This is a genomic window from Tropicimonas isoalkanivorans (genome assembly GCF_900112335.1).
Lineage (GTDB): Bacteria > Pseudomonadota > Alphaproteobacteria > Rhodobacterales > Rhodobacteraceae > Tropicimonas > Tropicimonas isoalkanivorans.
In genome coordinates, this window is sequence record NZ_FOLG01000001.1 from 262,061 (window position 1) to 279,116 (window position 17,056).

A 17,056-nucleotide genomic window follows, 5' to 3' on the forward strand; every position below is an offset into this window, starting at 1 on the left:
AACGGCGCGCCCCAGAAGAAGAACTCATTCCGACAATGACTGAAGACGTCACGCCTGACAGCGACTCCCGCTCTGGATCACTTCTGCGCCGGCTTCACGAAGCCTACGCGTCATTACCCGAGAGCGAACGGCGGGTCGCCGACACGATCCTGAACACACCGTCGGAAATGCCTGTCTGGACGGCCACTGAACTTGCCGGGCACGCCCGGGTCTCGAACGCAACCGTGAGCCGATTGGTACAGCGGATAGGCTATCGCAGTTTTGAGGAAGCGCGGCAGCACGCACGCGCTCTACGCGAAACCGGATCACCTCTTTACATGAGGGACCCGGACAGCCTGGGCGGATGCGACGAGGCGCATATGGATCTGTTGCGCTCCGAGGTCAGCATCATCGAGGAGACGCTCTCAAAGTTGGACAACGCTGTGCTCCATGATGCCGCCACCGCGCTCGCCAAGGCGAGGAAAGTGCGGCTTCTGGGATATCGGAACAGCCGCTTCCTGTCGGACTATCTAACAGCACAGCTCGCGCAGCTTCGCCACGACGTTGCGCCCTTGGTGCTCGACGGACAAACCATGTCAGAGGGTATCGCCGGTCTCGGACCCCAAGACGTTGCTGTGCTCGTAGGATTCCGGCGTCGACCGGCAAAGTTCACTGAAATCGTCCGGCTGATCGCCGCGCGTGGCGCCAAAGTACTGTTGGTCGCCGACAAAGACTTGCGCGAAGCCCCAGCTTTCGCAACCTGGACCTTCATCTGCGCGGTTCAGACGCCTCTACCAATCGACTCGTATGCAGGCGCACTCTCGCTCGTCAGAAAACTGGCGATCGAAACGACAGCCGCTCTTGGAGATGCCGGTCTTCATCATTTGAACGATGTCGAGACGTTGCGAGAACATTTGGGCGAACTCGAGGCCGGACCTTCGGAGCATTCGAAATAGAGAGCCACGTGTCTGACACCACGGTATGTTGGCGCGATCCTTTCAGTTGATTGGACGGAGGCACCATGGGTCGAGTTCGTCCCGGCTGCACCACGCACACGCACCCCTTCAGAGCAGCAAAACAACGATTGCGGGCTTCGCGCGCTAAACTGTGCCGCGAGCCCGCGACCTGAAGTTACCTTTTACTTCCAATGATCTGCGCGTCTGACCTGTCCTTGGTTTAGGATTAGCCTGTTCTCCGCGCGAGGTGACAGGCGGCGAAGTGAACCCCTCTCCGCGAAGCGCAGATCGTTGCCTACCTGAAGGAGCACCAAACAACCATGGCGTGAGCGCGACGCGCGAAATGATTTGGTTCTTTGGCGCGCCGGTCCATATCGTAGTCCTCCCGGCAAGGAGAGAGCGATGAGCGAGACGATCACTGTCAACGGCGTCAGCCAACCACTGCCCGATGACGTCCGAGTATCGCTTCTGGATTTCCTGAGGCAGCATCTCGGGCTGACCGGCACGAAGAAGGGTTGCGATCACGGCCAGTGCGGGGCCTGCACAGTTCTTGTGGATGGTTTCAGGATCAACAGCTGCCTGACCCTCGCCGCAATGCACGCGGACCAGGAAGTGACGACGATAGAGGGGCTCGGCACGCCCGAAGACCCGTCGGCTCTGCAGCGGGCTTTCGTCGAACATGACGCCTTCCAATGCGGCTACTGCACGCCGGGCCAGATCTGTTCTGCGACCGCGCTCTTAGAGGAAATTCGCTCCGAATGGCCGAGCGACGCGAGCGACGACCTTGCCGCGCCGACCCTGACCGACGAGGAGATCAGGGAAAGGATGAGCGGCAACCTCTGCCGCTGCGGCGCGTACGCCAACATCCTGGCGGCGATCCGTCAGGTTGCGGAGGAAGACGCATGAGGCCGTTCGACTACATCCGCGCCACCGACCCAACCGACGCAGCCGAGCGGACTTCCGCCCCGGGAGCGATGGCCATCGCGGGCGGCACCAACCTGATTGATCTGATGAAGCTGCAGGTTGAGACACCGGATACGCTGGTCGATGTCGGTCGCCTTGATATGGGGTCGATCGAGGAAGCGGGCGATGGCCTGCGCATTGGCGCGCTTGTCACCAACACCGCCACTGCGGTTCATCCAAAGGTGCGTGCCGACTATCCGGTGCTTGCGCGGGCAATCCTTGCGGGCGCCACGCAACAGCTGCGCAACAAGGCGACAACTGCCGGCAATCTCTGCCAGCGAACGCGCTGCACCTACTTCACCAACATCGACCAGCCCTGCAACAAGCGTGCGCCGGGCTCCGGCTGCGGGGCAATGGGAGGCGTTGCACGGCTCCATGCAATTCTCGGCACCAGCGACCAGTGTATCGCAACCTACCCCGGCGACATGGCCGTGGCGATGGCAGCGCTGGACGCACATGTTCATATCCAGGGCGGACGCGGCGGTGATCGGCAGGTGCCCGTCCGCGAGTTCCACCGCCTTCCGGGAGAAACGCCTTGGCAGGACAATGTTCTGGAGAGCGGTGAGATCATCACAGCGGTGACGCTGCCGCTCCCAGTCAAGGGCAAGCAGATCTACCGCAAGGTGCGCGAGCGTTCGTCCTATGCCTTCGCGCTGGTCTCCATCGCCGCGATCGTGGCGATGGACGGCGGCCGGATCGCCCGGGCCGACCTCGCCTTCGGGGGGCTGGCGCACAAGCCGTGGCACGATCCACGTCTGGCCGACCTCCTGGTCGGTGAGGCACCGTCGCCCGCCCTTTTCGAAAAGGCGGCGGATGTGCTTCTCGACGAGGCAGACGCCCGCGGCGGAAGCGAATTCAAGATACCCCTAGCGCGCCGGACCCTGACCGCCGTGCTGACCGAGGCAACGGAGACCCGCACATGACCGCGCATCTCAAGCAGGACGGCCCAGTCGACCGGGCGCATCTCGACGGAATGCAACAAGGGCTTCTCGGCAAGGCCGTGCCCCGCATCGAGGGATACGCAAAGGTCACGGGGACCGCGACCTATGCCGCGGAATACGACGTCGCCGACCCGGCCGAAGGCGTCCTCGTCACCGCGACGATCACGAAGGGCAAGGTTACCTACATCGACAACGACGCGGCGCTGGCCATGCCCGGCGTCCTTGCCGTGATCGCCGACGCGCGGATGACGACCCGCCCCGCGCAGGGGACGGCGGGCGAAGCGCCGGAGCAGGAACCGCAGAGCGTTTCCTATTGGGGCCAGCCCATCGCCGTCGTGGTGGCCGAGACCTTTGAAGAGGCGCGCAATGCGGCGAAACATCTGGTCGTCGCCTACGAAGCGGATGCGGACGTGGACCTCGACCCAGCCGCCGCACAACCAGAGCCGCAGGATGGTCAGGCCGTCGAGATGGGCGATTTGACCGCGGCGATGGACGCGGCGACCCATAGCGTCGATCTGACCATCGAGACCGACGGCCACGCCTCCGCGGCGATGGAACCGCATGCCGCAATCGCGGATTGGGACGGCGACAATCTCACCGTCCGTGCGTCGTTGCAAATGCTGAACTACAATATCGCCGAACTGGCCGATGCACTGGGGGTAGAGGAAGACAATGTCCGTCTGATTTCCCGATACGTCGGAGGCGGTTTCGGGTCCAAGCTGGGTATCAGCGAGGAGGTGGTCGCTGCCGCCCTCGCCGCGCGCCAGCTTGGGCGTCCGGTGCGTGTGGTAATGTCCCGCCAACAGGTGTTCCAGTGCATCATGCGCCGATCCGAAACCCATCAGCGCTTGCAGCTCGCCTGCGACGCCGAAGGTCGCCTGACGGCCTTTGGCCATCACGCCCGTGTCTCGAACCTTCCGGGCGAGAGCTTTGCCGAGCCGGTCCTGCAATCGTCGCATTTTCTATACGGGGCGGAGAACAGGTCCTTGGGCATGGATCTCGTTCGCATCCACAGAATGACTGCCGGATCGGTCCGCGCGCCGGGGGAGGCTGTGGGTATGCCCGCGCTCGAGATGGCGATGGACGAACTGGCGGAAAAGGCGGGGATCGACCCTGTCGCGTTCCGCCTGCGCAACATTCCCGGAGAAAACCCGGAGGAGGACCTGCCATTTACCTCGCACACCCTCGCCGACTGTCTGCGCCAAGGGGCGGAGGCTTTCGGCTGGGACGACGGCCCCCGCCGGCCGCGTATGCGGCGCGAGGGTGACTGGTGGATCGGAACCGGAATGGCCAGCGCTGCCCGCGTCCACAACGTGAGTGAGGCCAAGGCTCGGGTGCGCCTCACCGCCGAGGGTCGCGCGGTCGTCCAGACCGACATGACCGACCTCGGCACCGGCACTTACACCATCCTCGCCCAGATCGCAGGGGAGATGCTGGGCCTGCCAATCGACCGGGTAACGGTCGAGCTTGGCGACACCAACCACCCACGCGGTCCGGGGTCGGGCGGAAGCTGGGGTGCGGCCTCCATCGGTTCTGCCGTGTATCTGGCATGCAAGGCGCTGCGCGAAGAAATTGCACGGCGCGCCAACACCGGAGAGGCGGAGTTGGGACTAAAGGACGGTGCAGTCGCGGGGGGCAGGACGCTTGTCGATCTCCTCGGGGGCGAGGCGCTGGAGGAGGTCGGCCATTACGAGCCCGGCGACAACCAGGATGCGTGGACGGCCTCGGGGTTCGGCGCCTTTTTCGCGCAGGTCCGCGTCAATCACTGGACCGGCGAGGCGCGCGTCGACCGGATGCTCGGCGCTTTCGGCTTCGGGCGGGTGCTGAACGAAAAGACCGCGCGCTCGCAATGCCTGGGCGGCATCACCTGGAGCATCGGCGCGGCTTTGACCGAGGCCTTGCACTTCGACCCGCGGGACGGCCATCTCGCGAACCCGGATCTCGCGGAGTACCACGTCCCCGTACATCGGGACGTCCAAGATGTCGAAGTGCTGATGCTGGAGGAGCGCGATCCCTTGGCAAGCGCGATTCAGGCCAAGGGCATCGGCGAACTCGGTATGTGCGGGGGCGCGGGCGCCATCGCGAACGCGGTCTACAACGCCTGCGGTGCGCGGCTCCGTGAGCTGCCGATGACGCCGGACCGCATTCTCGCCGCGCTTCCTGAATGAGGGGCGAGCCGCATCCGCGCCCGGTCGACCCCGACCATGCCGCTCTGGCCGTGGCCTGCGAGCCCGGGGTGGCGCTCTGCACCATCGTCGGGATCGACGGCGCCTTCTCCCGGCGGATCGGGGCGCAACTGGCGATCCGCCCCGACGGTATCACGGCAGGAGATTTCGCCGACAATTGCCTAGAGCGCCAGCTGGTCACGGATGTCGGCGAGTTGACGGCTCCAGAGGTGCGGCGCTACGGGCGCGGGTCCGAGAAGATCGATTTCCGTCTCCCTTGCGGCGGCGGCCTCGACATCCTGCTCGACCCATTGCCGGACAGGGACGCGGTGCGGCGGGCGATGGACGATCTCCATGCGCGGCGCCCCACTCGCCTCGACCTTCCCGGACTGCCATACCGGGAATTCTTGCCGGCCTTGCGTTTGCGCCTGTTTGGCAAAGGTCCCGAAATGACCGCCGTCGCGGACCTCGCGCGGATGATGGACATCGAGATTCAGGTCCTATCGACCGACACCCTCTCTTTCGGCCGTCCGAGCGCTCTGCCAAAGGCCGACCCGTGGACCGCCATCCTGCTGCTGTTCCACGATCATGACTGGGAGATCGCACTTATCGAGGAAGCCATGTCGAGCGAGGCGTTCTACATCGGCGCGCAAGGAAGCCGGGCGACCCACGACCGACGCCTGGCTGATCTCTCTACCCGGGGCGTCGTTGTCGACGAGCGGCTCGGGAGTCCAGTCGGTGTCATCCCGTCCTGCAAGACGCCACGACTGTTCGCTCTTTCGACTTTGACGGAAGTCGTGGCGGCCTACGATCGCCTTCGCGATGACGCCTGACCGACGGGTGGCGTTGATCCTCCTCGCGGCAGGGAGGAGCAGCCGGTTTGGGTCGGACAAGCTGAATGCGATGATCGATGGCCGGTCGGTGCTGTCCCTTTCGATGGAGGCCGCCGCCGGGGCCGATGTCGCCTCCCGCTTCCTCGTCCGGCCGACGAACGCACCTGATCCTCGCGTTCCGGCCGGCTGGAAGATTGTCGAGACGCCCATCCCTTCGGACGGCATCGCCGCGTCGATCCGGACCGGTGTAGCCGCCGCGAGGGACCACAGCCACGCGCTCATCGCCCTTGGTGACATGCCTTTCATGACCCCCAACTTCCTGACGAAGCTGGCGCACCAGGAAGGACCCACGTTCTCTTGCCATCCCGACGGTCGCTTCGGCTGCCCGGCGATCTTCCCCGCCGCTGGCTTCCCGGCTCTCTTGGCGCTGCAAGGGGACAGGGGCGCGGCCGCGCGGGACTGGCCCGAAGCCAGCGCGATCTCCCCGGATAATCCCGACATGCTACGTGACATCGACCGTCCAAGCGACCTTTGCCTCTGAGAGCGCGCTGGTTATCGAACCGGAGGGCGCAATCAGGCCAAGTCGAAGGCCCCGAGAGTGCCATTGCCACGCCGGCCCCGAACCAAACCATTCGTCGCGTTTCGCGCGGATCCCGGCAGCACGTATGGGAGCGAGCCGCTTCCACTATTACCGGACCGGCTCGTAGCCGATCTTGGTGCCGCGCTTGTGCCCCCATCACCCTTCGAAAGCCTTCGAGAACACCGTTCAGTGTCAGGCCGCCTGCAGATTTTTCGCCTTTTCGCTTCGTGCGAGTGACTTGGGGTAGCGCACCATCAGAAGCGCAGGGCTCGTGATGGCGCCGTCCTGGATGCTCTCGGCCAGGCGATCCAAGGTCGTGGAAACAACTCTCTGCCGCTCGGTGGAGACCGAGGCGACGATGTCCACCTGGCATTCCGCCGGCGCTCCCGCATCCATCAGGTCTTGCTGGACCCGTGCCGCCTTCTCGACCGCCATGTAGAACGCGATGGACGTGCCGGGGCGGGCGAGCAAGGCCCGGTCGGGCTCGGCATCACCGGGACGGCATGTTCCGGTTGTGATGACGAAGGTATCGGTCTCCCCGCGCTCCGTGAGGGGGCGGCTCATGGCGGCAGCAGCGGCGGAAGCAGCCGTGATGCCGGGAACGAGTTCAACCTCGATCCCCGCGGCGCGGGCTGCAGCGAGTTCTTCGCAGGCGCGACCGAAGACGGACGGGTCACCGGACTTCAACCGCACGACATGCTGACCCTGCGCCGCAGCGGCCACGATCATCCGGTCGATCTTTTCCTGTGGCCAGGCGCAGGCGCCGAGCTCCTTGCCGACATAAATGCGCTCCGCATCGCGGCGCGCCAGTTCCAGAACGTCCGGGTCCACGAGCCGGTCGTAGAAAATGACATCCGCTTCCTGCAAGCGTTGGACGGCACGCAGCGTCAGCAGGTCCCGGGCGCCCGGACCTGCGCCGACAAGGCTGATGATCCCCGCGCAGGACGTGCCCGGTGCACCAGCCTCGATCGCCTGTTTGAGGGCGCGCACTGCGTCGCGTTCGGATCCGGCCGCGTGCAACCGCCGCGGGGTCGACTCGAAGACCCATCGCCAGAACGCGCGCCGCCGCGTTGACGGCACGCGGGTGGCGACGGCTTCCCGCAGGCGGCCGGCCGTGGCGGCGAGGTCTCCCAGTCGCGGCTCGAGCATCGCCTCCACCTTGGTCTTGATCTGGCGGGCAAGCACCGGTGCCGTGCCCTCGGTGCCGATTGCCACCACCACGGGATCGCGGTCGACAATCGACGGCGTGAGGGCATCGCACAGCGCCGGCTGGTCGACCACATTGACCAGGGCTCCCGCCGCCTTGGCCAGCGTGTGCAGGGACCGATCCGCGCCGGGGCAGCCCGTGGCAATGAATACCAGTGCCGCCGAAGCGAATGTTCCGGGGGAAACCGGCCCTGCGACATGCTGCGCGCGCCCCTCCACGACCAATGCCGCGAGCTCCGCATCAAGGTCTGGGGCAAGCAGCGTGAGCCGCGCTTCGGTCTTCAGGATCAGGCGGGCTTTCTGTGCTGCCTGTTCGCCACCGCCAGCGATGATGACCTCTCGTCCGGAAAGCTGCAGGAACATGGGAAACGCTTTCATTTCGTTCTCCTTCAGGCCGCGCGGACGTCGTGACGGGTGATCCAGAGATGCAGGGCCAGGCTGGCGGCGTCTGCATGGCCGGCGGTGTCGAGCGCGAGCGCAGCGGTGCCGGTGACGATGGCTTCTTCGAACGGCGCGGAAACGTCACCGCGCCAAAGCCGGTCGAGGTCGGCAGGTTCGGAGAGGCTGCCGGCGAGCCGGCGCGCTTCATCCACGAGAGGCGGGGCATTGCCGCCCCAGGCCGCGCCGCCCCGCAGACCGAAAAGCGCGATATCCTTCGACGGATGTCGCTCGAACTCGCCGCCACCGCCCTTGATTATGGTGACGTCTCGCTCGCCCAGCATTCCTGCGGCGTCCGCCTGCAGGTCCCTGTAGGGGGGATGAAAGACGCCTTGCACCGAGGCCGCGGCGCCGGCGGGGTTCATCACCCGCAGAACGGTATTGACCGCCGAGCGCAGGCCGAGCACGTCGCGCAGTCGCAGGAGGTCCAGCGCGCGCGGCGCGATAGCCTCCAGCGGCAGATAGGCGATTGCGTCGCGATCAAGCACCATTGCGGCCTCGTCCCCGTCGCGCGCGACCGAGATCCCGGCGTGCGGCAGGGCGTCTCGTACCGAAGCGCCGGGCAATTGATGCGAGTTCCAGCCGTGGATCAGCACGGGCGTGCCGGCCATCGCGACCAGCCGCGCCGAGAGCAGGAACCATGGCAGCCCGCGTGACCGGCCAGCGGCGTAGCTCGGCCAGTCGAGCGCCGGGCGCGGCCTTGGCCAGGGCGGGAGTGTGGCCCGCACGGCATCGGCGAAGCCGGCAACCTCCGCAGGGGTTTCGCCGCGATAGCGCATCAGCATCAGCAAGGCGCCGACTGCCTCCGGAGCGGTCTCGCCGGCAAGGATCGCCCGCATGGCGTCCTGCGCCTCCTCCCGGGTCAGCGACCGGCCGCGCGACGGCCCGCGCCCCATAGCGTGGATGTAGGGGGCGAGGCTCATTCGGCGGCCCTCGGCGCGGCGGCGTTGGCCAGCAGTGCGGCGAGTTCCGGGCGGCAGGAGCCGCAACTCGTGCCGGCCTGCAAGACCGCGCCGATCTCTTCCACGCTGGTAAGACCACCGGTTCGGATCGCCGAAAGGATCGTATTCACACCCACGTCGAAGCAGGCACAGACGGTCGCTCCGGGATCGGGGCGGTCGGCACCGGGGCGACCGGCGAGCACCGTTCCGGCATCGCTCTCTCCAATCCGCCCGGTAATATGGGCACGCGCAACGGCCACCGGATCGGGAGCGGCGTAGAGCGTTGCCACCACGCGACCCGAGTCCAGCAGCGCCACGCGTGCGACGCCCCGATGCGCGTCAATGACCGACACCGCGTCGGCATCCGACCGGTCGAACAGATCGCGCGCGAACTGCTCCCAGTCCTGCGGTACGGCCGCGTCGGCCAGCTCTGCGCGCCATCCGGTCTTGGTGCGCGCCTTCGCCCAATAGGCGGTGCGAGGCCGGATTTCTCCCCCGGCGACCGCAAAGCCGTACCACGCCGCCGAGAACGGCGCGACCGAGACCGCCGCCGCCTTGCTTTCCGGCTGCCCGGAGATCGGGTCGACCTCGGACGGCACGAGGGCGTCGATGCGGGCCTGCGATGCGCTCTCCGACGTCCAATGCATCGGCGCGAAAACCTCGCCCGGCCGCACGCGATCGGTGGTCACGACACGCAGCAGCGCTCGGCCGAGAGGGCTCGTCACCTCGGCGATGGTGGCCGGCTGAAGACCCAGTACGGCCGCATCCTCGGGGTGGATCTCCAGGTAGGGCTCGCCCATGTGCTGGCTCAGGCGTGGCGACTTCGCGGTGCGGGTCATCGTGTGCCAGTGATCGCGCACCCGACCGGTGTTGAAGCGGAACGGGAACGCGGCCGTTGTGTCCGCCGCCGGCCCGCGCCGCTTGAGCGGCAGCATTTGTCCACGCCCGCTTTCGGTGAAGAAGCCGCCATCGGCAAAGAAGCGGCCACCGGCACGCACCGTCGTCAGCGGCCAGACCGTGGGCGCCAGCGCGTCGTACTCGGCAGTGCTTAAATCCACGAGACCTGAAATGTCGAAATCGCGCCCAAACCGGCCCGCGATGCCCGAGAGCGCGGCGTATTCGCGGAAGATTTCGGCTGGCCCGTCGTAGTCGAACTGCGCCGCCCATCCCAGACGCCCGGCGACGTCGCACAGGATCCGCCAGTCCGCGCGGGGGCCGTCAGGCGCGGTCGCAAAGGGGCGCTGGCGGCTGATGCAGCGTTCGGAATTGGTGACGGTGCCGTCCTTTTCCCCCCACGCCATGGCCGGCAGGACGACATCGGCACGCCGCGCGGTGTCGGTGGCCGCAGTGACGTCCGAAACGACGACGAACTCGCAGGCCTCGATTGCCGTACACACAGCATCCGCCTCCGGCATGGAGACGGCCGGGTTGGTGTGGATGATCCAGAGCGCCTTGATCCCCCCCTCCCCCGCCGCGCGGAACATGTCCACCGCTTTCAATCCGGGCACCGACGGTATCGCCGGTGCGTTCCAGAAATCACGGACTGCCGCTCGGTGCTCGGAATTCTCGAGGTCGAGATGGCACGCCAGCATGTTGGCCAGCCCCCCCACCTCGCGCCCTCCCATCGCGTTGGGCTGGCCAGTAACCGAGAAAGGCCCCATGCCGGGGCGGCCGATCCGCCCTGTGGCCAGATGGCAGTTCAGGATCGCATTCACCTTGTCGGTGCCCGAGGAGGACTGGTTCACACCCTGCGAGAATACGGTGACCGTCTTTTCGGTGCGGACCCACAGGTCGAAGAACTCCCGCAGGAGTTGCGGTGGCAGGCCGGTGACCGACAGATCCTCGCTGCGCGCCGCGGAGAGCGCCACTTCGAAGCCCTCGACGTGACGCGCGACATACGCGGCGTCCACCGCGCCCTTTTCGGCAATCCATGCGAGCAAGCCATTGAAAAGCGCCACGTCACCTGCTGGCGCGATTTGCAGGTGAAGATCCGCAATATCGCATGTGGCCGTGCGACGGGGGTCGATATTCACGACCTTCATGAACGGGCGCGCCTTTTTTGCCGCCACGATGCGCTGGTACAGCACCGGGTGGCACCAGGCGAGGTTGGAGCCGACGAGCACCACCAGATCGGCCTCTTCGAGATCCATGTATTGCCCCGGCACCGTGTCGGTACCAAACGCGCGCTTGTGACCTGCAACGGAGGACGACATGCAGAGCCGCGAGTTGGTGTCGATATTGGCCGAGCCGATGAACCCCTTCATCAGCTTGTTGGCGACGTAGTAGTCCTCGGTCAGCAACTGGCCCGAGACGTAAAAGCCCACGCTGTCCGGTCCATGCTGGTCAATCGCGTCCCTGAACCGGCTGGCCACAAGGTCGAGCGCCGCATTCCAGCCGGTCGGCGCCCCCCCGACGCGCGGGGTCAGCAACCGGTCCTCCAGTCCAAGGGTTTCGGCCAGAGCCGATCCCTTGGAGCAGAGCCGGCCGAGATTGGCCGGATGTGATGGATCGCCGTGGACGGACCATCCGCCGCTGGCCGCGGGCTTTGCGATCACACCGCAGCCGACCCCGCAATAGGGGCACGTGGTGCGGACCTCGGTCATGCGGCGCCCCGCGCCGCGAACCGGCTACCGTCGAGCAGGAGCCGCCCCGCCTCCACCCGCACCGGATAGGTCTCGATCACGCCCTCGTCTGCGCCCTGCGCCTTTCCCGTCTCCAGCGAGTAGACCATGTTGTGCAGCGGGCACGTGACCTTGCGATCATGCACGATCCCCTCCGACAGCGGGCCGCCCTTGTGCGGGCAGCGGTCGGAGGTGGCGAAGACCTCGTCGGGGCCGGTGCGGAACACCGCCACACACCCATCGCGAGTCTTCACGATACGACTCCCCCGCACAGGGATCTCGTCGACGGCGCCAATATCAATCCAGTTCATTCCGCAGCCTCCACGTTGAGGTCCGCAAGGGGGTGGAACCGCCTTGCCGTGTCGGGCTTCGCGTGTTCGGCCCAGGGATCTTTTCGATAAACGGATTGCGAAATCTCGAACCGGTCGATCAGGCCCGCACGGATCTCGGCATCGGCAAGCTGATCGCGGACCCAGTCGAGACCGACCTTGCCAATCCACTTGTAGGGCCGGTCGAGATATTTGGCGCTTTCCCTGTAAAGCTGGACAAAGGCGGTCACGATGGCGATCGCCTCCTCCTCGGTCGCAACCTTGGCGAGCGGTTCGGTCTCCCGCACGTCCATGCCCGCCGCCCCGCCGACGCCGATCTCGTAGCCGGACTCCACGCAGACGATACCCACATCCTTGCACGTCGCTTCCGCGCAGTTGCGCGGACAGCCGGAGACGCCGAGCTTGACCTTATGCGGCGTCCACGATCCCCAAAGGACCTTTTCCAGCTTTATCCCCAGACCGGTCGAATCCTGGGTGCCGAACCGGCACCAGTCCGAACCGACGCAGGTCTTCACGGTGCGCAGCCCCTTCGTATAGGCATGCCCGGAAACCATCCCCGCCTGGTTCAGGTCGTACCAGATCGCCGGCAGATCTTCCTTCCGCACGCCAAGAAGGTCTATCCGCTGGCCGCCAGTTACCTTCACCGTCGGCACGCCGTATTTTTCCGCCGCGTCGGCAAGGGCGCGGAGTTCGGCAGGCGTGGTAATGCCCCCCCACATGCGCGGCATCACCGAATAGGTGCCATCCTTCTGGATGTTGGCATGATTGCGCTCGTTGACGAACCGGCTCTGCGGGTCGTCGGCATAGTCCAGCGGCCAGTCGGCCAGCAGGTAGAAGTTGATCGCCGGGCGGCAGACGTGGCAGCCGTTCGGCGTCGTCCAGCCCAGCTCCTGCCAGACGGCGGGCTGGGACTTCAGCTCCCTGGACTTGATCAGGCGTCGCACGTCCTCGTGCGTCAGGTCAGTGCAACCGCAGACGGGTTGGGCGGCAGGCGAGGCGTAGGCATCGCCCATTGTCACCGCCAGGACCTGTTCGACGAGCCCCGTGCAGGTTCCGCAGGAGGCGCTGGCCTTGGTCACGGCACGGATGTCGGACAGACTGGCCGCGCCGCCGTCGATAGCCTCCACGATCCGGCCCTTGCAGACGCCGTTGCAGCCGCAGATCTCCGCCTCAGGCGGTAATGCTGCAACGGCTGCCAGAGGGTCCGCGGCGGCACCGCCACCCCCCTGGAACGCAGGCCCGAAGATCAGAGTGTCGCGCATTTCCTCGATGTCGGTGCCGTCCTTGATCAGGCCGAAGAACCAGGTCGAATCCGACGTGTCGCCATACATGACGGCCCCGACCAGACGGTCGTCCTCGATCACCAGCCGTTTGTAGATGCCGCGCGCGGGGTCGCGGTAGACGATGTCTTCCCGCATCTCTCCAGCCGTGAAATCACCGGCCGAGAACAAGTCGCACCCGGTGACTTTCAGCTTAGTGGAAAGCTCCTTTACCCGAAAGGCGTCATCCTCCCCCATCAGGGTTTTCGCCAGCACTTTCGCCTGATCGTAGAGCGGCGCGACGAGGCCAAAGAGGGTCCCGTCGAACTCGACGCATTCGCCCACGGCGAAGATATCCGGATCGCTGGTGCGCATCTGGGCATCGACCTTGATTGCCCGGCCCGTCTCCAGCCCCGCCGCCTGTCCCAGATGCGTGGCGGGCCGGATGCCGACCGCCATGACCACGATGTCGGAGGAGAGCGTCGTCCCGTCCTCCAGAACCACCCGCTCGACACGGCCGTTCCCTTCGATGGCTTTGGTATTGGCGCTGGTAATGACGCGGATGCCGCGATTTTCAAGGTCCTTCTTCAGCAGGTATCCCGCTGTCTCGTCGAGCTGCCGATCCATCAGGTGGCCGGTGTTGTGCAGCACCGTCACCTCCATTCCGCGCAGCCGCAGCCCGGCGGCCGCTTCAAGCCCCAGCAGACCGCCGCCGATGACCACGGCGCTGGCCCCGGGCGTACCGGCGGCCTCGATCATCGCCGCGGTGTCCTCCAGGTCGCGATAGGCGACAACACCCGGCAGATCGTGGCCCGGAAATGGAATGATGAAGGGGTTGGAGCCGGTGGCGAGGATCAGCTTGTCGTAGGCCACCTCGCCCCCGGCGGAGGTCACCACCTTGCGAGACCGGTCTATGCCGGTCACCCGTTCCCCGAAGCGGCACGCGACGCCGTGCTCGGCATACCAGGCGTCGTCATGGGTGACGATCTCGGCATAACTCTTCTCGCCCGACAGCACGGGTGAGAGCATGATGCGGTTGTAGTTGCCGCGCGGTTCGGCATTGAACAGCGTGACTTCGAAGGCGCCGGGGGCGGCGTCGAACAGGTGCTCCAACACTCGGCCCGAGGCCATACCGGCACCGATGACGACAAGTCGTGTCATGTCCAATCCTTCCCTCACAGATACCAGGCGACCACGTGCGCCAGGTCGTCGCCGCGCCAGATCGGCAGCGCGACCATCGAGCGGTAGCCCGCCGGCAGGCCCACTCCGTCAGTCTTCACGAATGGGAGGCCAGAGCCGAGCACCTGGCCGATCGGCCCTTGCCAGGCCGTCGCCGTCTTCGGAGAGACGGGCGGATTTTCCTCCGCCCAGAGCGGGCCCTCACGTTCGCAGATCCCATCGGTCAACGTCGCCTCGCGGGGGCTGCCCGCTCTCGCGGCGCGCGCCTCCCAGATCTCGAAACGGCGGGCGATTGGGGTGCCGCGCGCGGAGAGCAGCGTCAGCACGAACGTAGCGCCATCGGGGGCGGGCATCGGCAGGCCGATCCCGGTCGAGAGCCCCGCCTTCTCCGCGCTGTCGGCCCGGACGAACCGGTATCCGGAACCGAGGTCGCGCATGAGGATCGGCGTTCCAGCCGCCCAGACACCCCCCGGCAGCCCCTGACCACGGGGGAAGTGGGTGTGTTGCGACACCCATTCGAAGTGCTTCGCGGCGCCGTAATAGCCGTCCTCGAGCCGAAGGACGCCGTCCGTCTCCTTCCAGACCTCTATCGCGCCGGTGCGAGCATCGTCGTCGCCGCACAGCACAACCAGGACCGCCTTCAAAACCTTCCCGGCAAAGACAGGCACCGCCACGGCACTGGTCAGTCCGGCCTCTTTCGCGGCCTCGGTCCGCTTGAAGTAGGAGCCGTCGAAGGCCTTCAGCACAATCGGGCGTCCTTCCGCCCAGGCCTTGCCGGGCAGGCCCTCGCCGCGCGCAAAGCTTTCCTTGTGGGACGCCGCCGCGAAGGCATCGAGATTGCCGTAATTGCCCTTTTCCAGCACCAGGCGGTCGCCGTCGGGAACCCAGACCTCGGCCACCTGGATAAACGTCATCGTGGCCGGATCCATCACATCGTTCATGGGGGATACTCCGTTCATGGCGCTCACGCGGCCGCCTGTTTCGGGGATGCCTGCTTGTCGGCCTTCGCTTTCGGCGTCGCGCCGTGCTCGTATTCTTCGAGGAAGGACAAAACCTGCTCGCGGTAGAGGTAGTAGTCTGGGTGCTCCAGCAGCGCCTTGCGCGTGCGTGGGCGCGGCAGGTCAACTTCGACGATGCGGCCAATGGTGGCCTGCGGGCCGTTGGTCATCATCACCACCCGGTCAGCCAGCAGGATCGCCTCGTCCACATCATGGGTGACGCAGACGGCGGTGACCTTGGTCCGCGACCAGACCTCCATCAGGACCTCCTGCAGCTCCCAGCGGGTCAAGCTGTCGAGCATTCCGAACGGTTCATCGAGCAGGAGAAGTTTGGGCGAGAGGGCGAAGGCGCGGGCGATACCGACGCGTTGCTTCATGCCGTTGGAAAGCGACGAGGCGGGCTTGTCCATGCTGTCGCCGAGGCCCACGCGCTCCAGATAGTATTCCACCACGTCCTGCCGTTCCGCGCGGCTGGCACGGGGATAGACCTTGTCGACGCCTACCGAGACGTTTTCCTTCGCCGTCAACCAGGGGAAGAGCGACGGCGACTGGAAGACGACCGCCCGCTCCGGGTCCGCCCCGAAGACGCCACGGCCGTCGAGATTGATGACGCCCTTCGAAATGTCGTTGAGACCGGCGGCCATCGTCAGCACCGTGGACTTCCCGCAGCCCGAATGGCCGATCAGCGAGATGAACTCGCCTTTGTCCATCTTGAGGTTGAAATCTTCCACCACGGTGAGCGGCCCCTTGGGGGTGGGGTAGATCTTGTGAATCTGCGAGAACTCCAGGTACTTGTCGGTCCGGCTTGAGCCTTGCGCTTCGCTCAGCGCGGCCGGGACCGGCTCGTTGTGGATGGCCGTGACCGTCGGAACCGCCTTGGTCTCCTCGGATCGGGACTGGATGCCGGCGTCCATCAGGTACTTGGTCACCGCTCCGCGCAGGCGTTTGAACTCCGGGTCGTGGTTCATCGCACCGCGGTCGCGCGGCCGGGGGATGGAGACGCGGAATTCCTCGCCAAGTGTCCCATCAGGGTTGAGCGCGATGATCCGGTCCGCCAGCACGATGGCCTCGTCCACATCATTGGTGATGAGAACGCAGGTCTTCTTGTCAGCTTCCCAGATATGCTCGATCTCGTCGGCGAGATTGGCCCGGGTCAGCGCATCGAGCGAAGACAGCGGTTCGTCGAGCAGCAGAAGCTCGGGCGACATGGCGAGCGCGCGGGCGACGTTCACCCGCTGGCGCATTCCTCCCGACAGCTCGGCCGGACGGCGGCCCGCCGCGTGCGAAAGGCCCACCATCTTCACGTATTTGGCGACCAGCGCCTCCTTCTCCACCTTGGGCATGGCAGGGAAGACGGTGTCCACGGCGAGCTTTACGTTGCCAGTGACCGTGAGCCACGGCATCAGGGAGTAGTTCTGAAAGATGACCCCGCGCTCACGGCCGGGCCCGGTGATCGGCGCGCCCTTGAAGGTGACCTCCCCCTTTGTGGGAAACTCAAGCCCCGCCATGAGGTTGATCAGGGTCGTCTTGCCCGTGCCGGAGAACCCGAGGAGGACGAGGAACTCGCCATCCCGCACGTCGAGATCGATGTTCCGCAGGACGTCCGTCTTTGCCGTGCCTTCCCCGAAGGACTTGGAGACGTTGCTGAATTTGAGAATGCTCATCGCC

13 protein-coding genes are annotated in these 17,056 nt (G+C 66.0%); 6 read left to right on the plus strand and 7 right to left on the minus strand.

Features of this window, described 5'->3' with window-relative positions:
* The first annotated feature begins 35 nt into the window (after positions 1-35).
* The 6 genes from BM075_RS01200 (at position 36) to BM075_RS01225 (ending at position 6,378) form a co-directional block, all read left to right on the plus strand.
* A complete protein-coding gene (locus tag BM075_RS01200; RefSeq protein WP_093358658.1) occupies positions 36-935 on the plus strand; it encodes a MurR/RpiR family transcriptional regulator in 900 nt (299 codons plus the stop codon).
* A 402-nt stretch (positions 936-1,337) separates the two neighbouring features.
* Positions 1,338-1,841 (plus strand): 2Fe-2S iron-sulfur cluster-binding protein, encoded by a 504-nt coding sequence (locus BM075_RS01205; RefSeq protein ID WP_093358660.1) that lies wholly within the window; start codon positions 1,338-1,340, stop codon positions 1,839-1,841.
* Positions 1,838-2,821, plus strand: coding sequence for an FAD binding domain-containing protein (locus BM075_RS01210; protein WP_093358661.1), 984 nt, complete (start codon positions 1,838-1,840; stop codon positions 2,819-2,821). Before BM075_RS01205 ends, BM075_RS01210 begins: the two co-directional genes overlap by 4 nt.
* Positions 2,818-5,007 (plus strand): xanthine dehydrogenase family protein molybdopterin-binding subunit, encoded by a 2,190-nt coding sequence (locus tag BM075_RS01215; RefSeq protein ID WP_093358663.1) that lies wholly within the window; start codon positions 2,818-2,820, stop codon positions 5,005-5,007. The genes BM075_RS01210 and BM075_RS01215 overlap by 4 nt, the downstream gene beginning before the upstream one ends.
* Complete coding sequence (locus tag BM075_RS01220) at positions 5,004-5,837, plus strand: XdhC family protein (protein ID WP_093358665.1); 834 nt, start codon at positions 5,004-5,006, stop codon at positions 5,835-5,837. The genes BM075_RS01215 and BM075_RS01220 overlap by 4 nt, the downstream gene beginning before the upstream one ends.
* Positions 5,827-6,378: a nucleotidyltransferase family protein gene (locus BM075_RS01225; protein WP_093358667.1), complete on the plus strand. Its 552-nt coding sequence runs from the start codon at positions 5,827-5,829 to the stop codon at positions 6,376-6,378. Before BM075_RS01220 ends, BM075_RS01225 begins: the two co-directional genes overlap by 11 nt.
* A 231-nt stretch (positions 6,379-6,609) precedes the next feature.
* Here the strand turns inward: BM075_RS01225 and cysG are convergent, their stop codons facing one another.
* The 7 genes from cysG to BM075_RS01260 are packed head-to-tail and all read right to left on the minus strand — an operon-like array spanning position 6,610 to position 17,052.
* Positions 6,610-8,001, minus strand: a complete 1,392-nt coding sequence (gene cysG, locus BM075_RS01230) for a siroheme synthase CysG (RefSeq protein WP_093358669.1) — start codon at positions 7,999-8,001, stop codon at positions 6,610-6,612.
* An 11-nt stretch (positions 8,002-8,012) separates the two neighbouring features.
* Positions 8,013-8,984 (minus strand): glycosyl transferase family protein, encoded by a 972-nt coding sequence (locus BM075_RS01235; RefSeq protein ID WP_093358671.1) that lies wholly within the window; start codon positions 8,982-8,984, stop codon positions 8,013-8,015.
* Positions 8,981-11,605, minus strand: coding sequence for a nitrate reductase (locus tag BM075_RS01240; protein ID WP_093358673.1), 2,625 nt, complete (start codon positions 11,603-11,605; stop codon positions 8,981-8,983). Before BM075_RS01240 ends, BM075_RS01235 begins: the two co-directional genes overlap by 4 nt.
* A complete protein-coding gene (gene nirD, locus BM075_RS01245; RefSeq protein ID WP_093358675.1) occupies positions 11,602-11,934 on the minus strand; it encodes a nitrite reductase small subunit NirD in 333 nt (110 codons plus the stop codon). The genes BM075_RS01240 and nirD overlap by 4 nt, the downstream gene beginning before the upstream one ends.
* The gene (gene nirB, locus BM075_RS01250; RefSeq protein ID WP_093358677.1) at positions 11,931-14,372 is read right to left on the minus strand and encodes a nitrite reductase large subunit NirB; all 2,442 of its coding nucleotides are present in this window, start codon (positions 14,370-14,372) and stop codon (positions 11,931-11,933) included. Before nirB ends, nirD begins: the two co-directional genes overlap by 4 nt.
* Before the next feature lie 14 nt (positions 14,373-14,386).
* Entirely contained in the window at positions 14,387-15,331 is a 945-nt protein-coding gene (locus BM075_RS01255) for a GAF domain-containing protein (RefSeq protein WP_093358679.1), read from the minus strand.
* Between the two features lie 23 nt (positions 15,332-15,354).
* Entirely contained in the window at positions 15,355-17,052 is a 1,698-nt protein-coding gene (locus BM075_RS01260) for an ABC transporter ATP-binding protein (RefSeq protein ID WP_093358681.1), read from the minus strand.
* Positions 17,053-17,056: the final 4 nt, after the last annotated feature.